Annotated in this window: 17 protein-coding genes; 7 read left to right on the top strand and 10 right to left on the bottom strand. The window is 48.2% G+C overall.

The features are described 5' to 3' along the window. Positions 1 to 56: 56 nt before the first annotated feature. Both FSB84_RS20125 and FSB84_RS20120 read left to right on the top strand, forming a co-directional pair. Entirely contained in the window at positions 57 to 776 is a 720-nt protein-coding gene (locus FSB84_RS20125; protein ID WP_130539676.1) for a PrsW family intramembrane metalloprotease, read from the top strand. Positions 777 to 786: 10 nt separating this feature from the next. Further along, positions 787 to 1,296: a GNAT family N-acetyltransferase gene (locus tag FSB84_RS20120; RefSeq protein WP_130539675.1), complete on the top strand. Its 510-nt coding sequence runs from the start codon at positions 787 to 789 to the stop codon at positions 1,294 to 1,296. Positions 1,297 to 1,307: 11 nt separating this feature from the next. Here the strand turns inward: FSB84_RS20120 and FSB84_RS20115 are convergent, their stop codons facing one another. Both FSB84_RS20115 and FSB84_RS30700 read right to left on the bottom strand, forming a co-directional pair. After that, entirely contained in the window at positions 1,308 to 2,084 is a 777-nt protein-coding gene (locus tag FSB84_RS20115) for a queuosine precursor transporter (protein WP_130539674.1), read from the bottom strand. Positions 2,085 to 2,096: 12 nt separating this feature from the next. Beyond that, on the bottom strand, positions 2,097 to 2,381 hold the full coding sequence (locus tag FSB84_RS30700; RefSeq protein ID WP_158644025.1) for a hypothetical protein: 285 nt from the start codon (positions 2,379 to 2,381) through the stop codon (positions 2,097 to 2,099). 64 nt (positions 2,382 to 2,445) lie between these two features. On the opposite strand from FSB84_RS30700, the gene FSB84_RS20110 reads away from it, so the two are divergent. The 4 genes from FSB84_RS20110 to FSB84_RS20095 all read left to right on the top strand — a co-directional run bounded on the left by FSB84_RS20110 (position 2,446) and on the right by FSB84_RS20095 (position 8,070). Beyond that, the gene (locus tag FSB84_RS20110; protein WP_158644024.1) at positions 2,446 to 3,558 is read left to right on the top strand and encodes a glycosyltransferase; all 1,113 of its coding nucleotides are present in this window, start codon (positions 2,446 to 2,448) and stop codon (positions 3,556 to 3,558) included. A 69-nt stretch (positions 3,559 to 3,627) separates the two neighbouring features. Continuing rightward, positions 3,628 to 6,189 (top strand): YfhO family protein, encoded by a 2,562-nt coding sequence (locus tag FSB84_RS20105; protein ID WP_130539672.1) that lies wholly within the window; start codon positions 3,628 to 3,630, stop codon positions 6,187 to 6,189. Positions 6,190 to 6,202: 13 nt separating this feature from the next. Continuing rightward, the gene (locus FSB84_RS20100) at positions 6,203 to 6,886 is read left to right on the top strand and encodes an NAD-dependent epimerase/dehydratase family protein (protein WP_130539671.1); all 684 of its coding nucleotides are present in this window, start codon (positions 6,203 to 6,205) and stop codon (positions 6,884 to 6,886) included. 2 nt (positions 6,887 to 6,888) lie between these two features. Beyond that, positions 6,889 to 8,070 carry a glycosyltransferase family 4 protein gene (locus FSB84_RS20095; RefSeq protein WP_130539670.1) on the top strand — a complete coding sequence of 394 codons (1,182 nt, stop codon included), beginning with the start codon at positions 6,889 to 6,891 and terminating at the stop codon, positions 8,068 to 8,070. Positions 8,071 to 8,076: 6 nt separating this feature from the next. On the opposite strand, the gene FSB84_RS20090 is transcribed toward FSB84_RS20095, so the two are convergent. From FSB84_RS20090 to rfbF, 8 genes are all read right to left on the bottom strand, one after another. After that, on the bottom strand, positions 8,077 to 9,057 hold the full coding sequence (locus FSB84_RS20090; protein ID WP_130539669.1) for a glycosyltransferase family 2 protein: 981 nt from the start codon (positions 9,055 to 9,057) through the stop codon (positions 8,077 to 8,079). Next, entirely contained in the window at positions 9,057 to 10,052 is a 996-nt protein-coding gene (locus tag FSB84_RS20085; protein WP_158644023.1) for a glycosyltransferase family 2 protein, read from the bottom strand. The genes FSB84_RS20090 and FSB84_RS20085 overlap by 1 nt, the downstream gene beginning before the upstream one ends. A gap of 63 nt (positions 10,053 to 10,115) precedes the next feature. Beyond that, on the bottom strand, positions 10,116 to 10,853 hold the full coding sequence (locus FSB84_RS20080) for a cephalosporin hydroxylase family protein (RefSeq protein ID WP_130539667.1): 738 nt from the start codon (positions 10,851 to 10,853) through the stop codon (positions 10,116 to 10,118). Further along, complete coding sequence (locus FSB84_RS20075; RefSeq protein ID WP_130539666.1) at positions 10,846 to 11,700, bottom strand: NAD-dependent epimerase/dehydratase family protein; 855 nt, start codon at positions 11,698 to 11,700, stop codon at positions 10,846 to 10,848. Before FSB84_RS20075 ends, FSB84_RS20080 begins: the two co-directional genes overlap by 8 nt. Position 11,701: 1 nt before the next feature. After that, entirely contained in the window at positions 11,702 to 12,928 is a 1,227-nt protein-coding gene (locus FSB84_RS20070) for a class I SAM-dependent methyltransferase (protein WP_130539665.1), read from the bottom strand. 2 nt (positions 12,929 to 12,930) lie between these two features. Next, positions 12,931 to 13,476, bottom strand: coding sequence for a dTDP-4-dehydrorhamnose 3,5-epimerase (gene rfbC / locus FSB84_RS20065; RefSeq protein ID WP_130539664.1), 546 nt, complete (start codon positions 13,474 to 13,476; stop codon positions 12,931 to 12,933). Beyond that, positions 13,473 to 14,579: a CDP-glucose 4,6-dehydratase gene (gene rfbG, locus FSB84_RS20060; protein ID WP_225979836.1), complete on the bottom strand. Its 1,107-nt coding sequence runs from the start codon at positions 14,577 to 14,579 to the stop codon at positions 13,473 to 13,475. Before rfbG ends, rfbC begins: the two co-directional genes overlap by 4 nt. Next, positions 14,543 to 15,319, bottom strand: coding sequence for a glucose-1-phosphate cytidylyltransferase (gene rfbF / locus FSB84_RS20055; RefSeq protein WP_130539663.1), 777 nt, complete (start codon positions 15,317 to 15,319; stop codon positions 14,543 to 14,545). The genes rfbG and rfbF overlap by 37 nt, the downstream gene beginning before the upstream one ends. A 104-nt stretch (positions 15,320 to 15,423) precedes the next feature. On the opposite strand from rfbF, the gene FSB84_RS20050 reads away from it, so the two are divergent. Next, on the top strand, positions 15,424 to 16,911 hold the full coding sequence (locus FSB84_RS20050) for a lipopolysaccharide biosynthesis protein (protein WP_130539662.1): 1,488 nt from the start codon (positions 15,424 to 15,426) through the stop codon (positions 16,909 to 16,911). Positions 16,912 to 16,939 lie beyond the last annotated feature (28 nt).

The following is a 16,939-nucleotide window of genomic DNA, read 5'->3' as shown; positions in this document are numbered from 1 at the left end:
GGAAAATTAAGACATTTTGGATTTACACCATCGGCCCTTTTGTTTATTTTTGGATTATGGTCCTTTCTCTTCTGGCATTAGCGCTGGCGCCCGGACTGGCAATTGCATTTTTCATTTATTCCAGGGACAAATACGACAGGGAGCCGCTAAGGAACCTGGTGATCTCCTTTATGCTGGGAGTTGCCAGTACTATTCCGGCTATCATTTTCCAAACGAAATTCCAGCCATTGCTGGATGCAAGCTTCTCTCCCTATTCCATTTCCTATTATGTTGTTTTTGCATTTGTGCTGGTGGCATTCAGTGAGGAAGGCAGCAAATTCCTGATGCTGCGGTTCTATGCCTACCGGCAACCTGCATTCAATGAGCCTTTCGACGGGATCATTTACAGCGTGATGGTAAGTATGGGCTTTGCCACTTTCGAGAATGTATGGTATGTACTGGAGAATGGATTCGCTACCGGCGTACTGCGTATGTTCCTCTCCGTTCCTGCACATGCGGCCTTCGGCGTGCTGATGGGATTCCATGCCGGACTGGCCAAATTCGATCATCACCGGCCCATATTGCGATTGCTGACCGGTCTCCTGCTGGCCATCTTTTTCCATGGCGGTTTCGATTTCTTTTTATTCCTCCAGAAGAACCCGAATGTTACCCGCTATGTGTCTACCGGCATACTCGCCTTCGGCGCTATCGTCTGTTACTGGATAGCCATGAGGCTGGCCTGGAGAGCCATCCGGATCCATCAGAATTTATCCAAAGAAGTTTTTGAAAATCCATAATATTGCCCCTATGAATACAAGTGCAGAACTGGTGATCCGCTTCGCGGATCTCGATGATATCCCCACCATCGGCTATCTGGCTCAACAGATATGGCCTGTCACTTACGGCGCCATCCTGCCCGATGGTCAACTGGAATACATGCTGGAGAGAAATTACAGCCCGGAATCCCTGAACGAACAGATCACCAAACTCAATCATCGTTTTTTGATCGCAGAACTGGACGAAGACGCTGTTGGCTTCGCCTCATTTGGAGTCACTGAAAAAGCAGGCGTGCAAAAACTCCATAAGATCTATGTGCTCCCTCAAACGCAGGGTCTGGGTGTTGGCCGTGCATTGCTGGACTTCGTAATTGAACAGATCCTCGATGAAGGCGGACATACGCTTCACCTCAATGTCAACCGCCACAACAAAGCCAAAAACTTTTACGAGAAACTCGGCTTCACCGTTATTGAGGAAGCAGACATCGAGATCGGTAATGGATTCCAGATGAATGATTATATAATGGAAAAACTATTATGACATTCCAGTCACTAACCTTCACGCATAGCTGCATTCTTCATATCCTGGGCAAGGTCCTTGCCCAGATATCTTTCTATCAGTGAGTGCACCAGGTAGATCACAGGCGTCATTACAATAGCGATCAGGAATTTGTAGGTATAATTGACGATGCCGATGGCAGTCACTTTTGCAAAGGAGAATCCCAGTGAGATATACAGATAGAGATACAGCACCACGATGGTGTCTATCAGTTGCGACACCAGTGTACTGAGTGTGGCGCGCATCCAGATATTCTTTTCACCAGTTAACTTTTTGATGCGTTTGAAGATGGTGGCATCCGTTACCTGCCCGATCATGAAGGCGGTAAGCGATGCCACGATGATCATCATCCCCTGCCCCAGGATCTGCTGGTAGGCGGCCTGCATATCAGGTACGCCATGCTTTGCCTGCGATGGTATCCACCAGTTGGCGGGCGTTGTTCTTATAGCAAAAAAGAAAACAAGAAAAGAGAAAGCGATCAATCCTGCTGCAATGAAACTGAGGAACCGGATGCCCTTTACACCGTAATATTCGTTGATGATATCAGTCATGATGAACACGATGGGCCAGGTGAGCACACCCACGGTGAGATCAAAGCTCAGTCCGCTCTCTCCCAGCAAAGTGAAATTCACTTTCTCGAAGCCAAGTGTTTCTTCAAGCGAAAAAAGTTTCACGCCGATCACTTCGGCAATGATGGCATTGGCGATAAAAAAACTACCAAGGAAGAGGAAGAGACGGGTGGATTTATCACGGATAATATTATGGATCATGAATAAAGCATGTTAGTTGAAAAGTAATATGATTATCTGCAACAAGAGAAAAAGAAAATTAACGATTATCAGCCAGCGGGGGAATACTGACCAGTCCATTTTTTTCTGCAAAAGTGAAATAACTACAAAAAAGTTCACCGCAATGTTCAGTATCACCGCCAGCCCTGTTCCCAGCACCACGATAGTTGACGCAATATGCCCGTGAGGCGATACAGGCAGGTATTGAATGAGCCAGGCCAGGAGGAAACAAACATTGCAGAGAAAGGCCACCCTGCAGAAAAATAATAGTTTACGCATAACCCAAGTTGGTGTAAAATTGCATAATTTTTGTTCATCCCGAATTCAATTTAGCGGATATAGCATGATAAAAGTGTTGAGCCTGGTCTCCTATCAGTTTTTACCTCCCCGGATGGGTGGCCAGAAAGGGATCGCCCTTTTTTACAAGTATTTTACCAGACAGGTTGATCTCAGCATGGTAACCACACAGAACAATGATCCTGCACTGGCCGAAGGGTATGAACTGCTCAATATACTTTCCGGCAGCGCCACACGCTACCTGAATATATTCTATTTTTTTACGCTCCGTTCAATCATACGCCGGAAAAAAATTACGCATCTCATTTTGGAACATCCATATTACGGATGGCTGGGACTGTTATTGAAATGGTTCACCGGCGTGAAACTGGTGGTGCATTCCCATAATATCGAAGGGCTTCGCTGGAAGACCCTCCACAAATGGTGGTGGAAAATATTATGGCAGTATGAGCGAATCGTTCACCGCGCAGCAGCGCATAGCTTTTTCATCCAGGAATCAGACAGGCAATACGCGATCCGTGAATTCGGGCTTCAGCCATCGAAATGCACGGTAGCCACTTACGGCATTGAGTGGGACCAACCACCATCCCAAACCGAAAAACAGGAAGCGCGCGCATACCTGCAGCAACAGCATGGTATCCCGAAGCACCATTGCCTCCTCCTGTTCAACGGCGCATTCAATTATTCACCCAACCTGGAAGCGCTGGACCTGATCATTGAAAAGATCAATCCCCTATTGCAGCAATCATCTCTTGATTATACCATACTGATATGCGGAAAGGATATTCCCGAACGCATTTCAAAAGCCGGGATACCCAAGCTGGTGATCGCAGGGTTTGTGAATGATATCAATCCTTATTTCAGGGGCTCCGACATATTCCTGAATCCTGTAATATCCGGTGGCGGCATCAAAACCAAATTGGTGGAGGCACTGGGCAATAATATGAATGCGGTGAGTGTGGAGAACGGCGCTGAAGGTGTGGACCCCGCCATTTGCGGAGGCAAACTGGTGGTGACGGGCAATAACGACTGGCCTGCATTTACCGCCGCAGTATTGCAACTTGTTTCCAGACAGGACAATATACCTGCCGCCTTCTACCGGCATTTCTACTGGGGCACTATCACCGCCGATGCAGCCCGGGCATTGAACCCGCTTTAAAACCCAGTGCCTGATCAACTTACCAAATAATTGCCTTATTTTGTCGCATCTTTTAACCATCCTGATATAATGAACAAAACAATCTGGCAGCAGTTAAAGCCGCATGTTATCGCGATAGGGATTTTTCTGATCATCTCCATCCTCTTTTGCTTACCCGCTTTCAAGGGAATGATCCTGAACCAGCATGATACCCTGGGCTGGAAGGGAATGATCGAACAATCGAACCAATTCAAAGAGCAGCATGGTCACTGGCCTTTGTGGAGTAACAGCGCTTATAGCGGTATTCCTGCCTTCCAGATCGGGATCGAAGCGAAGTATCCGGTTACACTGGCATGGCTGCACAATGTGTTCACGCTCTGGTTGCCTGCGCCCGCCAGCTTTTTCTTCCTGGCCTGTATCGGTTTTTATATCCTCACCGTTGTGCTTCGCCTTCGCAGCATGGCTGGGATCTTCGGTTCACTCGGTTATGCATTTGCCTCCTACAATGCCATCATTGCGGCAGTAGGTCATAATACCAAGCTCATGAGCATGGGCTATGCGCCTGCTCTCATTGCTGGACTGATCTTGCTCAGTCAGCGCAAATATGTGCTGGGCTTCATTGTTACCTTATTGTTCAGCACCCTGCTTACCTGGCAGAACCACGTACAGATCTTGTATTACACATTCCTCATTGCAGGATGTTTGGGTGTGGCGATGCTGGTGCGCGCATTCAAGGAAAAAGATTTCAAACCTGTTATTTATACGGCCGGTCTCGCCATCGTAGCACTGGTGATCGGTATTGCCAGTTATGCTGTGATATTGATGCCAACCAGCGAGTATTCCAAATGGTCTATGCGCGGCGGTGCTTCAGAGCTGACTACAGGGCCCGATGGCAAGAAGCTGGCGGAAAATAAATCGAAAGGCGGTCTGGATAAAAGCTATGCCTTCCACTGGAGCTATGGCATCAGCGAAACCATGACCCTGGTGATGCCCGCTTACAACGGCGGCAGCGATGGTCCGCGTGAACTGCCCGAAGATGGCAAGGCCATCCAGGCATTGCAGGAATCACAACTGCCGCAGGAGTTCACCAATTATATCTATCCTGCACTGAGCTCCTACTGGGGCGCACAGCCCGGTACTTCAGGTACTGTATACCTCGGTGCATTGATCTGCCTGCTCTTCATTGTTGGCATCTTTGTGGTAAAGAGCTGGCACAAGGGCTGGATCATTGCCGCAAGCATCATCGGTATCGTACTGGCCTGGGGCAGCAATTTCCAGGCATTGAACTATTTCCTCTTCGATCATCTTCCTTATTATAATAAATTCAGAGCACCTACTACAGCGCTGGTGATCCCGCAGCTGACGTTTGCTTTACTGGCCACCATGGCATTGAATCAACTCATGTTCGGTGAATACGATAAAACCGAAATGATGAAGAAACTGAAGTATGCAGGTGTTGCTGTGCTGGCGGTAGTGGCCATTCTGGTAGGAACCTATTTCACTGGCAGCTTCAAGGCTTCCGGCGACAATCAGCTTCGCGAAGGGATCTCCGGCGCCATCATGCAAATGGCTTCTCAGGGTGGACAGCCCAATGAGCAGGTACAGCAGCAGGCCCGGACCATCGCTTCCTCCGTCATGAACGGATTGAGCTCAGACCGCAAGACTTTGTATGAAGGCGATATGCTGCGCACCATCCTCTTCCTGGTGCTGGGCTCCGCACTGATCTGGCTCGGCGTTCAGAAAAAACTGAAAGCCGAATATGTAATAGCAGCTTTCATCGTACTCAACCTGGTGGACCTGCTGCCTGTTGACAGAAGGTATCTGAAAGAAGAGAACTATGTAGATAAAGACGAATTCCTGGCGCCCTATCAGGCCAATGCCGCTGATCTGCAGATCAAGCAGGACACAGGCTTTTACCGCGTGTTCGATCAAACTGCCGGCAATCCTTTTGCCGACTCACGCGCCAGCTTCCATCATCATTCAATCGGTGGTTACCTGCCCGCCAGGCTCGCCAATTATGATGACCTGATCACACATCAGTTGAACAGGGGCAATATGGAAGTATTCAACATGCTCAACACAAAATATTTCATAGCGGCCAATCCGCAGACAAGACAACCCATTGCGCAAATGAATCCGGGCGCACTCGGCAATGTCTGGTTTGTGAAAGCCCTCCAATATGTTCCCAATGCCGATGCTGAAATGGCAGCGCTCAACGATTTCCATCCTGCCGACACAGCGGTGATTGATCAACGTGAGAAAGGCAAAGTTACATTCGAGCCACAGTTCGATTCACTGGCCACTATCCGCATGACCAGCAATCTCAATGATGTTGTCACTTACGAGAGCAATGCGGCCAGCAACCAGTTTGCCGTGTTCAGCGAAGTGTATTATCCGGTTGGATGGAAGGCTACTATCGACGGCAAGGAAGCGCCGATCGTAAAAGTGAACTACGTACTGCGCGGCATGAGCATTCCATCAGGAAAACATGTCATAGAGTTCCGGTTCGAGCCGGCATCTTATGATACGGGTAATCTGATAACATTGATTGCCGGCATCATTTCCATCCTGCTGGTGCTGGGTGGCGCCTGGTGGCTCTGGAAGAACAGGGCTGCCGGAGTTGATTCTTCATCTGCATCCAAAGCGCAGTAAACGAAAAGAGAACATGGTTATTGGAACTGGCCTCGTGGCAAGGAGTTTTGGAGCTTATGCAAAAGATGATCGTTTTCTGATCTTCGCTTCCGGAGTGTCTAACTCCAAATCCAGCACAGAAGCGGATTTTCAGCGGGAAGCCAGGTTATTGCTGCAATCCATGGAAGCCAATCCCGGTATGATGCTGATATATTTCAGCACCACCAGCGTGGATGATCCGGACCTGCAGCAAACTGCTTACGTGCAGCATAAACTGAATATGGAAGATCTGGTGCGTTCCAACGCCCATCGCTATGCGATCTTCCGTTTGTCGAACCTGGCAGGCCGGTCAGACAATCCCAATACGATCCTGAATTATTTCTTCCAGCATATAGCGCAGGGAATCCCATTCCAGCTCTGGCAGCGATCCGAGCGGAACATCATCGATGTGGAGGATGTGTACAGGATTGCCGATCATTTGCTGCAGCACCAGATGGCCACCAACCGGACACTGAATATTGCCAATACTGCCAGTTATCCTGTTACTTATATTGTGGATACCATCGAGGAATTCTGTGGCAAACAGGGTCTCTATTCACTGGACGACAGAGGTGGTCCCGTAAGCATCGATACCCATGAAATAGCAGCTGTATGTGAAACCCTGGGCATCCGCTTCGGGGAAGGATACCTGGAAAAGATCCTGCAAAAATATTTCTGAACATGAGCCATCGCAAAGGAGTATTGAAAAGAAGACTGGAATACATCGGGATGTTTCCCTTTGTGCTGGCCGGTATGATCTATGGCCGGCTTTTCCCGTTGAAGAAGAAGACCAGCACTTTCCTTTTCTTCCCTTCTGCCGATATTGGTGGCGCCATCAAAGTGAATGCAGATATCGCCGCCTGTATGAAAGACCAGCAACCGCTGATCATCTTCTCCAAGAAACCAAAGAACAATGGCCACCTGGAAATGTTCCAGGGCTTTGATGTGCTGGACCTTCATGAGCAGATCGACAATAAGCTTTATCATTTCGTCAATTTCTTTTACCGCGGTGTGCTGGCCGCCTGGATCAACAGCGCGCCCAATGCCACGATCTTCGGAGGAGAATCCCTGTTCTTCTACAAGATGCTGGCGCATGTGAACAGGAATGTCCGTCGCATAGAGCTTTGCCATCTCGATACCTGGCTGCCCTACTCCATCGGATTTATCGACCTGATCACCCTTCGTATATTCAGTACCGTTAAACTGATGAAGGATGTGGAAGAGCAATACAAAAAAACCGGGGTGAATCCCTCCTATGCAAAACGCCTGCGTTTTGCGGAGAACATGATCCCCATTCCACCCTACCGTCCTGTGAACAATGAAACACTGGAAGTGATATTCATCGGCCGTGGTGCGCCACAGAAGCGGGTTCCGCTGATAGCGGCCATTGCAGAGAAATTACACCAGATCAATGCGCCTATCCATTTTTCCTTTGTGGGTGACGTGGACAATGTGATCGATCCGGCACAATATCCCTACTGCACTTTTTACGGCAATGTGCGCGATGAAGCCAAAATGCTGGAGCTCTATCATAAGTCCGATGTACTGATCCTCACATCCGCCTACGAAGGACTGCCATTGGTGGTGATGCAGATGATGGCGCATGGCCGCATTGTGATGAGCACAGCTGTGAATGCCATTCCCGATTATGTAAGGCATATGGAGAACGGATTACTGATCCATGCCACCAGTGAACCTGCGATTGTGGAAGAAGGTGCTACCCTGTTGCAATGGTTAGTGGAACATCCGGAAGTGAAGGAAACATTTGGCAAACGCGGGCGTGAGATCGCCATCGAAAAATTCAGCGGGGAAGTGTTCTGCAGGGAGTTCAGGAAATTCCTGTATACAGATAATGATTTCTGATACTGACTACTTCTTATACCACTGAAAGAGATTACGGGTAAGCGTATTCGAATCAAGCCATTCAGCCAGTTTGATCCTGAACACTGCGCCTGGTTCAAAAGACTGCCCGGGTATCAACTCCCCGGCAAACTCCATGAATTTCTTCATCAGATCGCTCACCAGCATAGAACGCTTGTTCAGCGGGGTTTTCAAGAGCCGGTGCGATAGACTTTCACACCACAATAGCAGAAATTCCCTGCCATAACTCCGGACCGCCTGCTGCACAGCAGGATCTTTCTGTTGGAGCAGATCGATCTCTTTTGCATATATACCGAATGCTTTCATGAAGGCTTCTGCATTGGTGGTGGCAGATACGCTTTGGTGCACGCGGTAGGAAAAGCAATTTTTGGACGATGTGATCTTGTAGCCCTTCGCCATGAGCCGAACCCATAATGCGAAGTCTGCAAAAATGAGATTGGGATAATTGGGAGGGATGCCGCCCACTTCATCATATTGAGACGAACGCATCATATAGCCGGTACCTGTACTGTCTATTTTCCGTTGCATTTGTGCAGCGAGAAAATCCTGTACGTATTGTTGCTCGTCCATCGGCAGGCATGGCCTGATCAAACCGCCGGTTGCATTGATATAATTGAAATGTGTCTGATAGAGTGTTGCATTTGGGAAACGGTTGATAATGCTTTGCATCTCTTCCAGGTAATTCGGCAGCAGCAGGTCATCATGCCCGATCATGGTCATGAATTCATTACGTGACACATCTTTGATGCGAGCCCAGTTCTCTTCGATTGAGAGTGAGCGATCAGCTTTGTGAATGACGATGCGTTCATCGTGCAGAGATTCCAGCCATTCTACTGTTCTGTCTGTACTGCAATTGTCCAGCACCACCAGGTTGAAATCATTCAGGGTTTGCGACAGGATGCTGTTCACGCATTCCTTCGCATACTCTCCTCCGTTACGGACCGGTAATATGATACTGAACCTGGGCATCAGCTTCCGAATATTCTTTTCTTAATGCCAATGAGGGATTCAAACAGTCCCGGCATATGAATGGCCAGCCAGTATTTTATCTTCCATTTCCTGAGATAAGGGATTTTGAAGATCCTCTTCACTACTGCGTCGAACTCAGGCTTATGAAGCTGGCGGTCTTTTGCAATTTTTTTTATGCTCACTGCATACTCCACCACCCATCTGGCCGTAAACAGTTCGAGTGGCCTGTACAACGTGCTCCAGTCCTGACTTTTGGGAAGATGGTCCATCACCCATTTCATCCAGGCATCTGGGGTGATATAGAATTTTTCGTAGTCCGATTCGGTAAAACCATAGTTGGCGCCATGCACCACCTGGCAGCCCAATGAAGTGTTAAGCAGTACTGCGCCCTGTTGGGCTCCTGCCAGTACGATATAACCGAAATCGGTATTGTAGGGTGCGCCGAAATCCGGCATTCCTTCAATGGCCAGCGCCACTTCACGCTTCACTACACCACAGCTCCAGAGCAGGTGGCAGCCGATATCGTTTTTGAAATAAGCATAGGGAAATTCCCTTCCCTTGTATTCGCGCACCGTACCGATGGCCAGGTTGGCGAGACAACTATTGGTACCCACTTTCACCCGCGAGCTGCGCGCAACTTCGGGTGTATGGGCCATGAGGTCGCAGCCGCCCATATACATGCCATAGCCGGGATATTTCTTGTGCAGATCGTATAATGTCTGCAGCATGTTTGGATATACAGGATCATCATCCGTGATCATCACCACCCAGGGTGTTTCCGCTTTTGCCAGGCTACGGTTGAAGCTCTTCACCATTCCCAGGTTGGCTTCATTCACATAGTAAGAAACGCGTGGATCATTGAAGGCTTCCACTACAGCCCTGGCGCTTCCTTCCGGATCATTGTCTGAGATCACCACTTTGAAATAAGGAAAGGTTTGCTTTGCAAGATCGGTTAGCTGCTGGTGCAGGAAGTCCGGCCTCTTAAAAGTGGTCATGCAAAAAGTAACCCAGGGATTGCTATTGGATGGTTCGCCTGTAAACATTATGAGAATGATTCCTTATTTGATTCTTTTGAGATAACCTTCCGGCGCTACACTGATCAGCACTTTATTGTCGATGCTGGCGTCGATCACGAAATTATCATCTTTCTTCAGGTATTCATACACGGCAGTAAGCGGGTTATTACCGATTCCCCAGGGTCGTGATTCACTGAAATAACCCTCGGGCAGTTTCTCCACGATTGTATCGAACACTACACAGTATGAGCCGGGAGTAACCAGTGGCGCATAGAGTTCCAGCTCGCGCAGCACATGATCATGAGTATGGTTGGAATCCAGCAGCACCATCACTGTTTGCTTGCCTTCGGCTGCCCTGCGAACCTGAGCGGCTATCTCTTCACTGATGGCAGACCCTTCCAGCATCGTAATACGTTTGAACATGGGATGCGCTTCGATCTCTTTTCGGTTATGCGCACGGATATCGATATCGATGCCCAGCACTTCTCCTTTCCCGATGAGTTCCATCAGTGAAGCATAGAAGATCAGTGAACCACCATGAGCGATCCCTGTTTCGATGATCAGGTCCGGCTTCAGATCCCAGATCAGCTCCTGCATCACGATCATATCCTGCGGATACTGGATGATGGGCCTGCCCATCCAGGAGAAGTTATAGGAATACCTCGCACTGTTGGATGCATCGTTGAAAGCCTTTGCAGCAGCCTGCAATTGCTGGTTCCCGCCGTTTTCGGCTATCCTTTGCTTTCTTTCTTCAACAAAAGCTTTTACAGGATCACTCATTGTTCAGTATGGTTTTAAGTTTGGTATTATCACCCCAGAAGCACATCGGCTCGTAATCCGGGTATGGATAAAAACCACGGTTCAGTTTTATGGTTTTATTCTTTTCTGCAAGATAATCTTCTACCAGTTGGGTCACTGATACCGGAATGCCGCTGCAGCAATTGATCACACCAGTGGTTCTGTTTTGCAATGCGATGGCTGCGATGTATTCAGCTACTTTCTCCACCGGCAGGAAATCCCTTACCTGCTCCCCTCCGCTCATGTTGAACTGCTCATCCCCATTGGCGATGGCCCTTTCCAGCTGCGAAAGTAAGGAATTAGGATTTTGCCCTTTCCCATACATATAAAAGAGGCGGGCCCATTTGAAATGTATATGCTTTTCCGCGGCCAGCTCTTCCAGGAAAATTCTCAGCTCATTCTTGGCAATGGCGTAAGGGTTTGCAGGGAATACCTGCATATCTTCTTTCAGCATTCCTTCCTGCATGCCATATTCAAAGCAGGTGCCCGTAACAGTTAGATCGCTCAAACCATTTTCGATCATATTCGTGAGCAAAGCCTTATGACGCGGCAGGTTCAGTTCTGTATGAAAGGCCGATTTATAATTTGGTAATCCCTCCCAGGCCAGATGGACCATACAATCAGGTTTACCGAAATACGAAAAGTAATCTGCGCTGGCATCAAATGCTTCGAAATCGAATGCGGTATATTTCACCTTCGGGTACCAGGGCATGGTGGCGGCTTTTGCAGCATTGGCCGAGCTGGCGATCACTTCATGCCCCAGCTGCAGCAGACGGTCAATTACATAATTGCCGATAAAACCAGTTGCCCCTGTTACCAGAATTTGCATCTTATATTATTTGCAGTGATGGAATCGGCACTACAAATTGTCCATTCCATTCTTTGATGAATGCCAGTTGTTGCGTGATCTCATCTTTGATATTCCAGGGCAGGATGAGCACAAAATCAGGTTGATGTTTTTTCAGGTGCTCCAGGTCCAGCACGGGAATATGGCTGGCCGGCAGGAACTTACCCTGTTTGTGCGGATTGGCATCCACCACATAATCTATCAAATCATCCTTGATGCCGCAATAGTTGAGCAATGTATTGCCCTTGGCGGCAGCTCCGTAAGCAGCCACTTTTTTTCCGGCGCGTTTTTGGGTTACGAGAAAATCCATCAGGTCCATTTTCACTTTGAGGGCTTTCTGCTGGAAATTATCGTAGTAAGTGAGCCCCTGCATGCCTTTGTTCTTTTCTTTATCCAGCAGGGCCTGAACATTTGCTGTTACGGCCCTGGTGGTATCCTCTTTATGATGAGCATAGATACGAAGGGAGCCACCATGTGTTGGAATCTCTTCCACATCGAACATTTCCAGTCCGGCAGCAGCAAAGATCTGCTGAACAGTATAGAAAGAGAGATAAGAGAAATGTTCATGATAGATGGTATCGAACTGATTATTGTCTACCAGCTGCATCAGGTGCGGGAATTCCATGGTGATCACGCCATCGGGCGCCAGCAGTATTTTCATACCACCCACAAAATCCACGATGTCCGGCACATGTGCAAGTACGTTATTACCCAGCAGCAGGTTGGCGCGGATACCTTTGGCCGTTAGTTCCTTTGCAAGACGTACGCCGAAGAAATCCACTACCGTTTCAATGCCTTTGCCTTTGGCCACTTCGGCGGTATTTGCAGTAGGTTCTATGCCGAGTACGGGCACCTGTTTTTCCAGGAAGTACTGCAGAAGATAACCATCGTTAGAAGCGATCTCCACCACTTTGGATTGTTGGTTATATCCGAAACGGTGGATCATTTTTTCGGTGTAGGCCTTTGCATGCTTCAGCCAGCTGGTGCTGTAGGAGGAGAAATAAACATAATCGCTGTTGAAGATAGCATCGGACTTTTTATACTCATCTACCTGCACCAGGAAACAGTTGGGACAGGTGAAGGTCTTGAGCGGATAGAATATTTCCGGTTCGTTCAGCTGTTCCTTTGTGAGAAAAGAGTTGGAAGCAGGAGAATTCACCAGATCAATGAATACTTGCGACAATTCTGTTTTACAAAATCTGCATTGCATAATTACAGTCCTTTAAAGTTTTCGTCCAGCAGCGGATGACTCGCATCCCTGTCTGACAGGTTCCTGGCGGCCAAAGGCCATTGGATATTGAGTGATGGATCATCATAACGGAGACCGCCTTCTGATCCAGGTTGATACAATTCACTGTGAAGATAGATCAGCTCACAGTTCTCGGTAAGCGCCTGAAATCCGTGAGCAAAGCCTTCCGGTATGTACATCATATTGCGGTTGCTGGCAGAGAGTTCGGCGCCAAACCATTTAAGGAAGGTGGGCGAATCTTTGCGGCAATCGACAATCACGTCAAAAACTGCGCCGGCAATGCACCTTACCAGTTTGATCTCGCGAAAAGGCGGCACCTGGAAATGCATACCGCGTATGGTGCCTGCTTCTGTGGTGAAGGAATGGTTCATCTGTAACCATTCTTTGTTATGCCCGATTGCTGCAAATTCATTTTTGCAATAGAACCTGGCAAACCATCCACGATTGTCTGTGAAAGGTTTCAATCCGACCACATAACTGCCGGCGAGCGGAGTAGGTGTAAAGGTCATAATTGCTGGTAGCTGTTGATTTGATTCAGCGTGAAATCCAACTGCTTTTCAACCGGCTGTTTGTACCATTCGATGGTCCACTGAATCGCTTCCTTTGCGTTCAGTTTGGGTTTCCATTGCAACTGCTGCATGGCCTTGCCGATATGCAGTTTAAGCAGATTGGCCTCATGGGGTTGTCCGGGCGTTGCGAGATTGTTCCATTCACCGCTTCCCCAGCTGTCAATAGCGGTTTCAACCAGTTCCTGCACGGTAAGATGATCAGCCGGCAGGGGGCCGAAATTGAAAGCAGTGGAGAATTCCACCGGTTGGGCGTAGAGCATGGCTCCCAGTATCAGGTATCCATGCAACGGCTCCAGCACGTGCTGCCAGGGCCTTACAGAATTGGGATTGCGTACGGGAATTGGTGCTCCATTGCGGAGTGCGCGTACAATATCAGGAACGATGCGGTCTTTGCTCCAGTCGCCCCCTCCTATCACATTGCCTGCGCGTGCACTGGCAACAGAAGGCCTATTTTGGAGCGATTGAGAAGGATTGAAGAAAGAACTTCTGAAGGAGCTTACCACAATCTCTGTACAGGCTTTGCTGGCGCTGTAGGGATCATATCCACCCAACACATCGTTCTCTGTATACAGAATGTCCTGTTCTTTGTTTTCGTATACTTTATCTGTGGTGATCACCACTACGGCACAGCGCTTGTTCAATGATATGGCAGTTTCCAGGAGGTTGGCGGTGCCTACTGCATTTACTTCGAAGGTTTCAGCCGGGATCTCGTAGCTGAGCCGAACCAGTGGTTGCGCGGCCAGGTGAAATATAAAGTCGGGTTGAAAATCCTGAACGGTTTGTTTGAGCAGTTCCTTGTTGCGGATATCAGCCAGGATAGAAGCACCTGTTGCAAAAGGTTCCATCAGCTGGTAAATACCTCCTTCGTAAGATGGCGGCAGCGCATAACCTTTGACGTCAGCTCCCAGCATTTGCAGCCAGTTCATGAGCCAGGCTCCTTTGAAACCGGTATGCCCGGTGAGCAGCACTTTTTTGCCTTTGTAGGCAGACTGAAGGGATGCGTTGCTTACCAGATTTTCCATTTTGCCTGATTGTTTTGCCATAATGCTTCCAGTTCAAGTTTGTCGCGCATTGCGTCCATGCATTTCCAGAAGCCATGATGCTGATAGGCCATCAGTTGGTGATCTTTGGCAAGGTGCTCCATGGGACTGTCTTCCCACATGGTATCATCCATATTGCCATCGAGGTATTTGAATACTTCGGGTTTGAGTACAAAGAACCCGCCATTGATCCATTTTCCATCTCCCCTGGGTTTTTCCTTGAAGCTGATCACTTCACCATCAGGTCCCATTTCCATTCCACCGAAGCGGGCTTCCGGCTGAATGGCAGTAACGGTGGCTGCCTTGTTATGGGCTTTATGGAACTCCAGAAGTTTTTTCAGGTCTACATCGGAAACGCCATCGCCATAGGTAAGCATGAAATCCTCATTGCCCACATACTGCTGTACGCGTTTCAGTCTGCCGGCGGTTTTGGTATTGAGGCCGGTATCCACCAGGGTAACCTTGAAAGATTCTGTATTGGTATAGTGAACGTCCAGTTTATTGCTGCCCAGCTCGATGGTGATATCGGAATTGTGCAGGAAATATTGCATGAAGTATTCCTTGATGAGGAAGCCTTTATAACCCAGACAAATAATAAAATCATTGAATCCGTACTGACTGTAGATCTTCATGATATGCCAGAGGATGGGCTTACCACCGATCTCTACCATCGGCTTTGGTCTTGTATCTGTTTCTTCAGCGATCCTGGTACCCAGACCGCCTGCAAAAATGACTACTTTCATATTTTGAAAAAAGTTGTGCAAAGCTAACTTATTAATATCTCATAACATAGGGGAAGCAGCAGCAAAGTTTACTTACTTTTGCCCACATTTACCAACATCACCCAATGGGGCAGATCCGCAAACAAACCATACAATCAAGCTTCCTGTCTTACACAGGCTTCCTGATCGGCGCCATCAACACGTACTTTTTCACTAAAAAGGGTTTGTTCACTCCGGAACAGTATGGTCTCACCCAGGCATTCACCAGCATTTCCCAGGTAATTGCCCCTATCGGAACACTGGGTATGACGGTGTTCATGGGTAAATTCTTTCCCTATTATTTCGACAGGCTCAGCCATAAACGAAATGATATGCTGGGTATTGCAGTGATGATTAGCGGCATCGGCGCATTGCTGGTTTTTTCGGGTTGTTTGTTGTTTGAGCCGCTGGTGATCCGGAAGTTCTCGGAACGTTCGAAGTTGCTGGTGCAATTCTATTACTGGAGTTTGCTTTTTGCATTTTTCTATCTCTGCTTCATGATACTGGAGAGCTACCTGTACACACTCAAACGAACGGTACTGCCCAACTTCATGAAGGAAACGGCCTATCGCATCTGCGTTTCTGTATTGATTGCATTGTATGCATTCCAGGTGATCGATTTCGATCTCTTTGTGAAACTTTTCTGCTCCGTGTATTTGCTGATCGTGATAGCTGTGATCATCTATCTTGTGAGCAGCGGTCAGTTGTACCTGAATTTCAGATTCAGTACAGTAACCAAAAGATTACGGCGGCAGATATTCAACTACGTTAGTTTCGTGTACAGCGGCATCGTGATCAATGGCATCGCGAGACAAATAGATACGCTTGCGCTGGCTGGCGTTACGGGTCTTACCATGACTGGCGTTTACACGCTCAATCAATATACGGCCGCGGTGATACAGGTGCCTTACCGGGCCTTGTTGTCCATCGCCGGACCGATGATTGCCATGCACTGGAAGAACAAGAACCACCATGATATTTCCCGGATCTACAAAAGGGCCAGCATCAATCTGCAACTGATCAGCTCATTCCTCTTTTTGTTCATCTGGATCAATTATGACGATGGCCTCCATCTGCTGGGCCTTGATCCCAGTTTTGCTGAGGGCAAAATGGTATTCCTGATCCTGGGGATTTTCAATGTAATCGACCTCACGCTGGGGATCAGCAGTTCAGTGATCATGACTTCCCCTGCCTGGCGTTTCGAATTCTATTCCGGCCTGATCTTACTTGCCACTTCGATACCACTCAATATCTACCTGGCCCGCTCTATGGGAATGATCGGTGTGGCGCTGGCTACATTATCCACGTATACCGTTTACAATACTTTACGACTGGTCTTCATCAAATTGAGATTCGGGTATTTCCCTTTTTCCATTAATAGCCTGTATGCGTTGCTACTGGCAATTGGCGCATATGCGGTCACGTTACTCATCAGCCTGAATGGGCTGGCTGGAATGGTAGTGAAGAGCGCTATCTTTTCTGTAGTGTACCTTGGAGGTGTTTGGCTGTTCAAATTAACGCCGGACCTTGCAGAGGTGATGAGAACGGTGAGCAAAAGGTTGGGAAGGAAATAAGTGCCGCCGGAGGCAACAAAATAAAAGT

The sequence above is a fragment of the Pseudobacter ginsenosidimutans genome, assembly GCF_007970185.1.
GTDB classification, from domain to species: Bacteria; Bacteroidota; Bacteroidia; order Chitinophagales; family Chitinophagaceae; genus Pseudobacter; species Pseudobacter ginsenosidimutans.
Note: the sequence above shows the minus strand (reverse complement) of the source record. Positions and strands in the feature narration are given on the sequence as shown.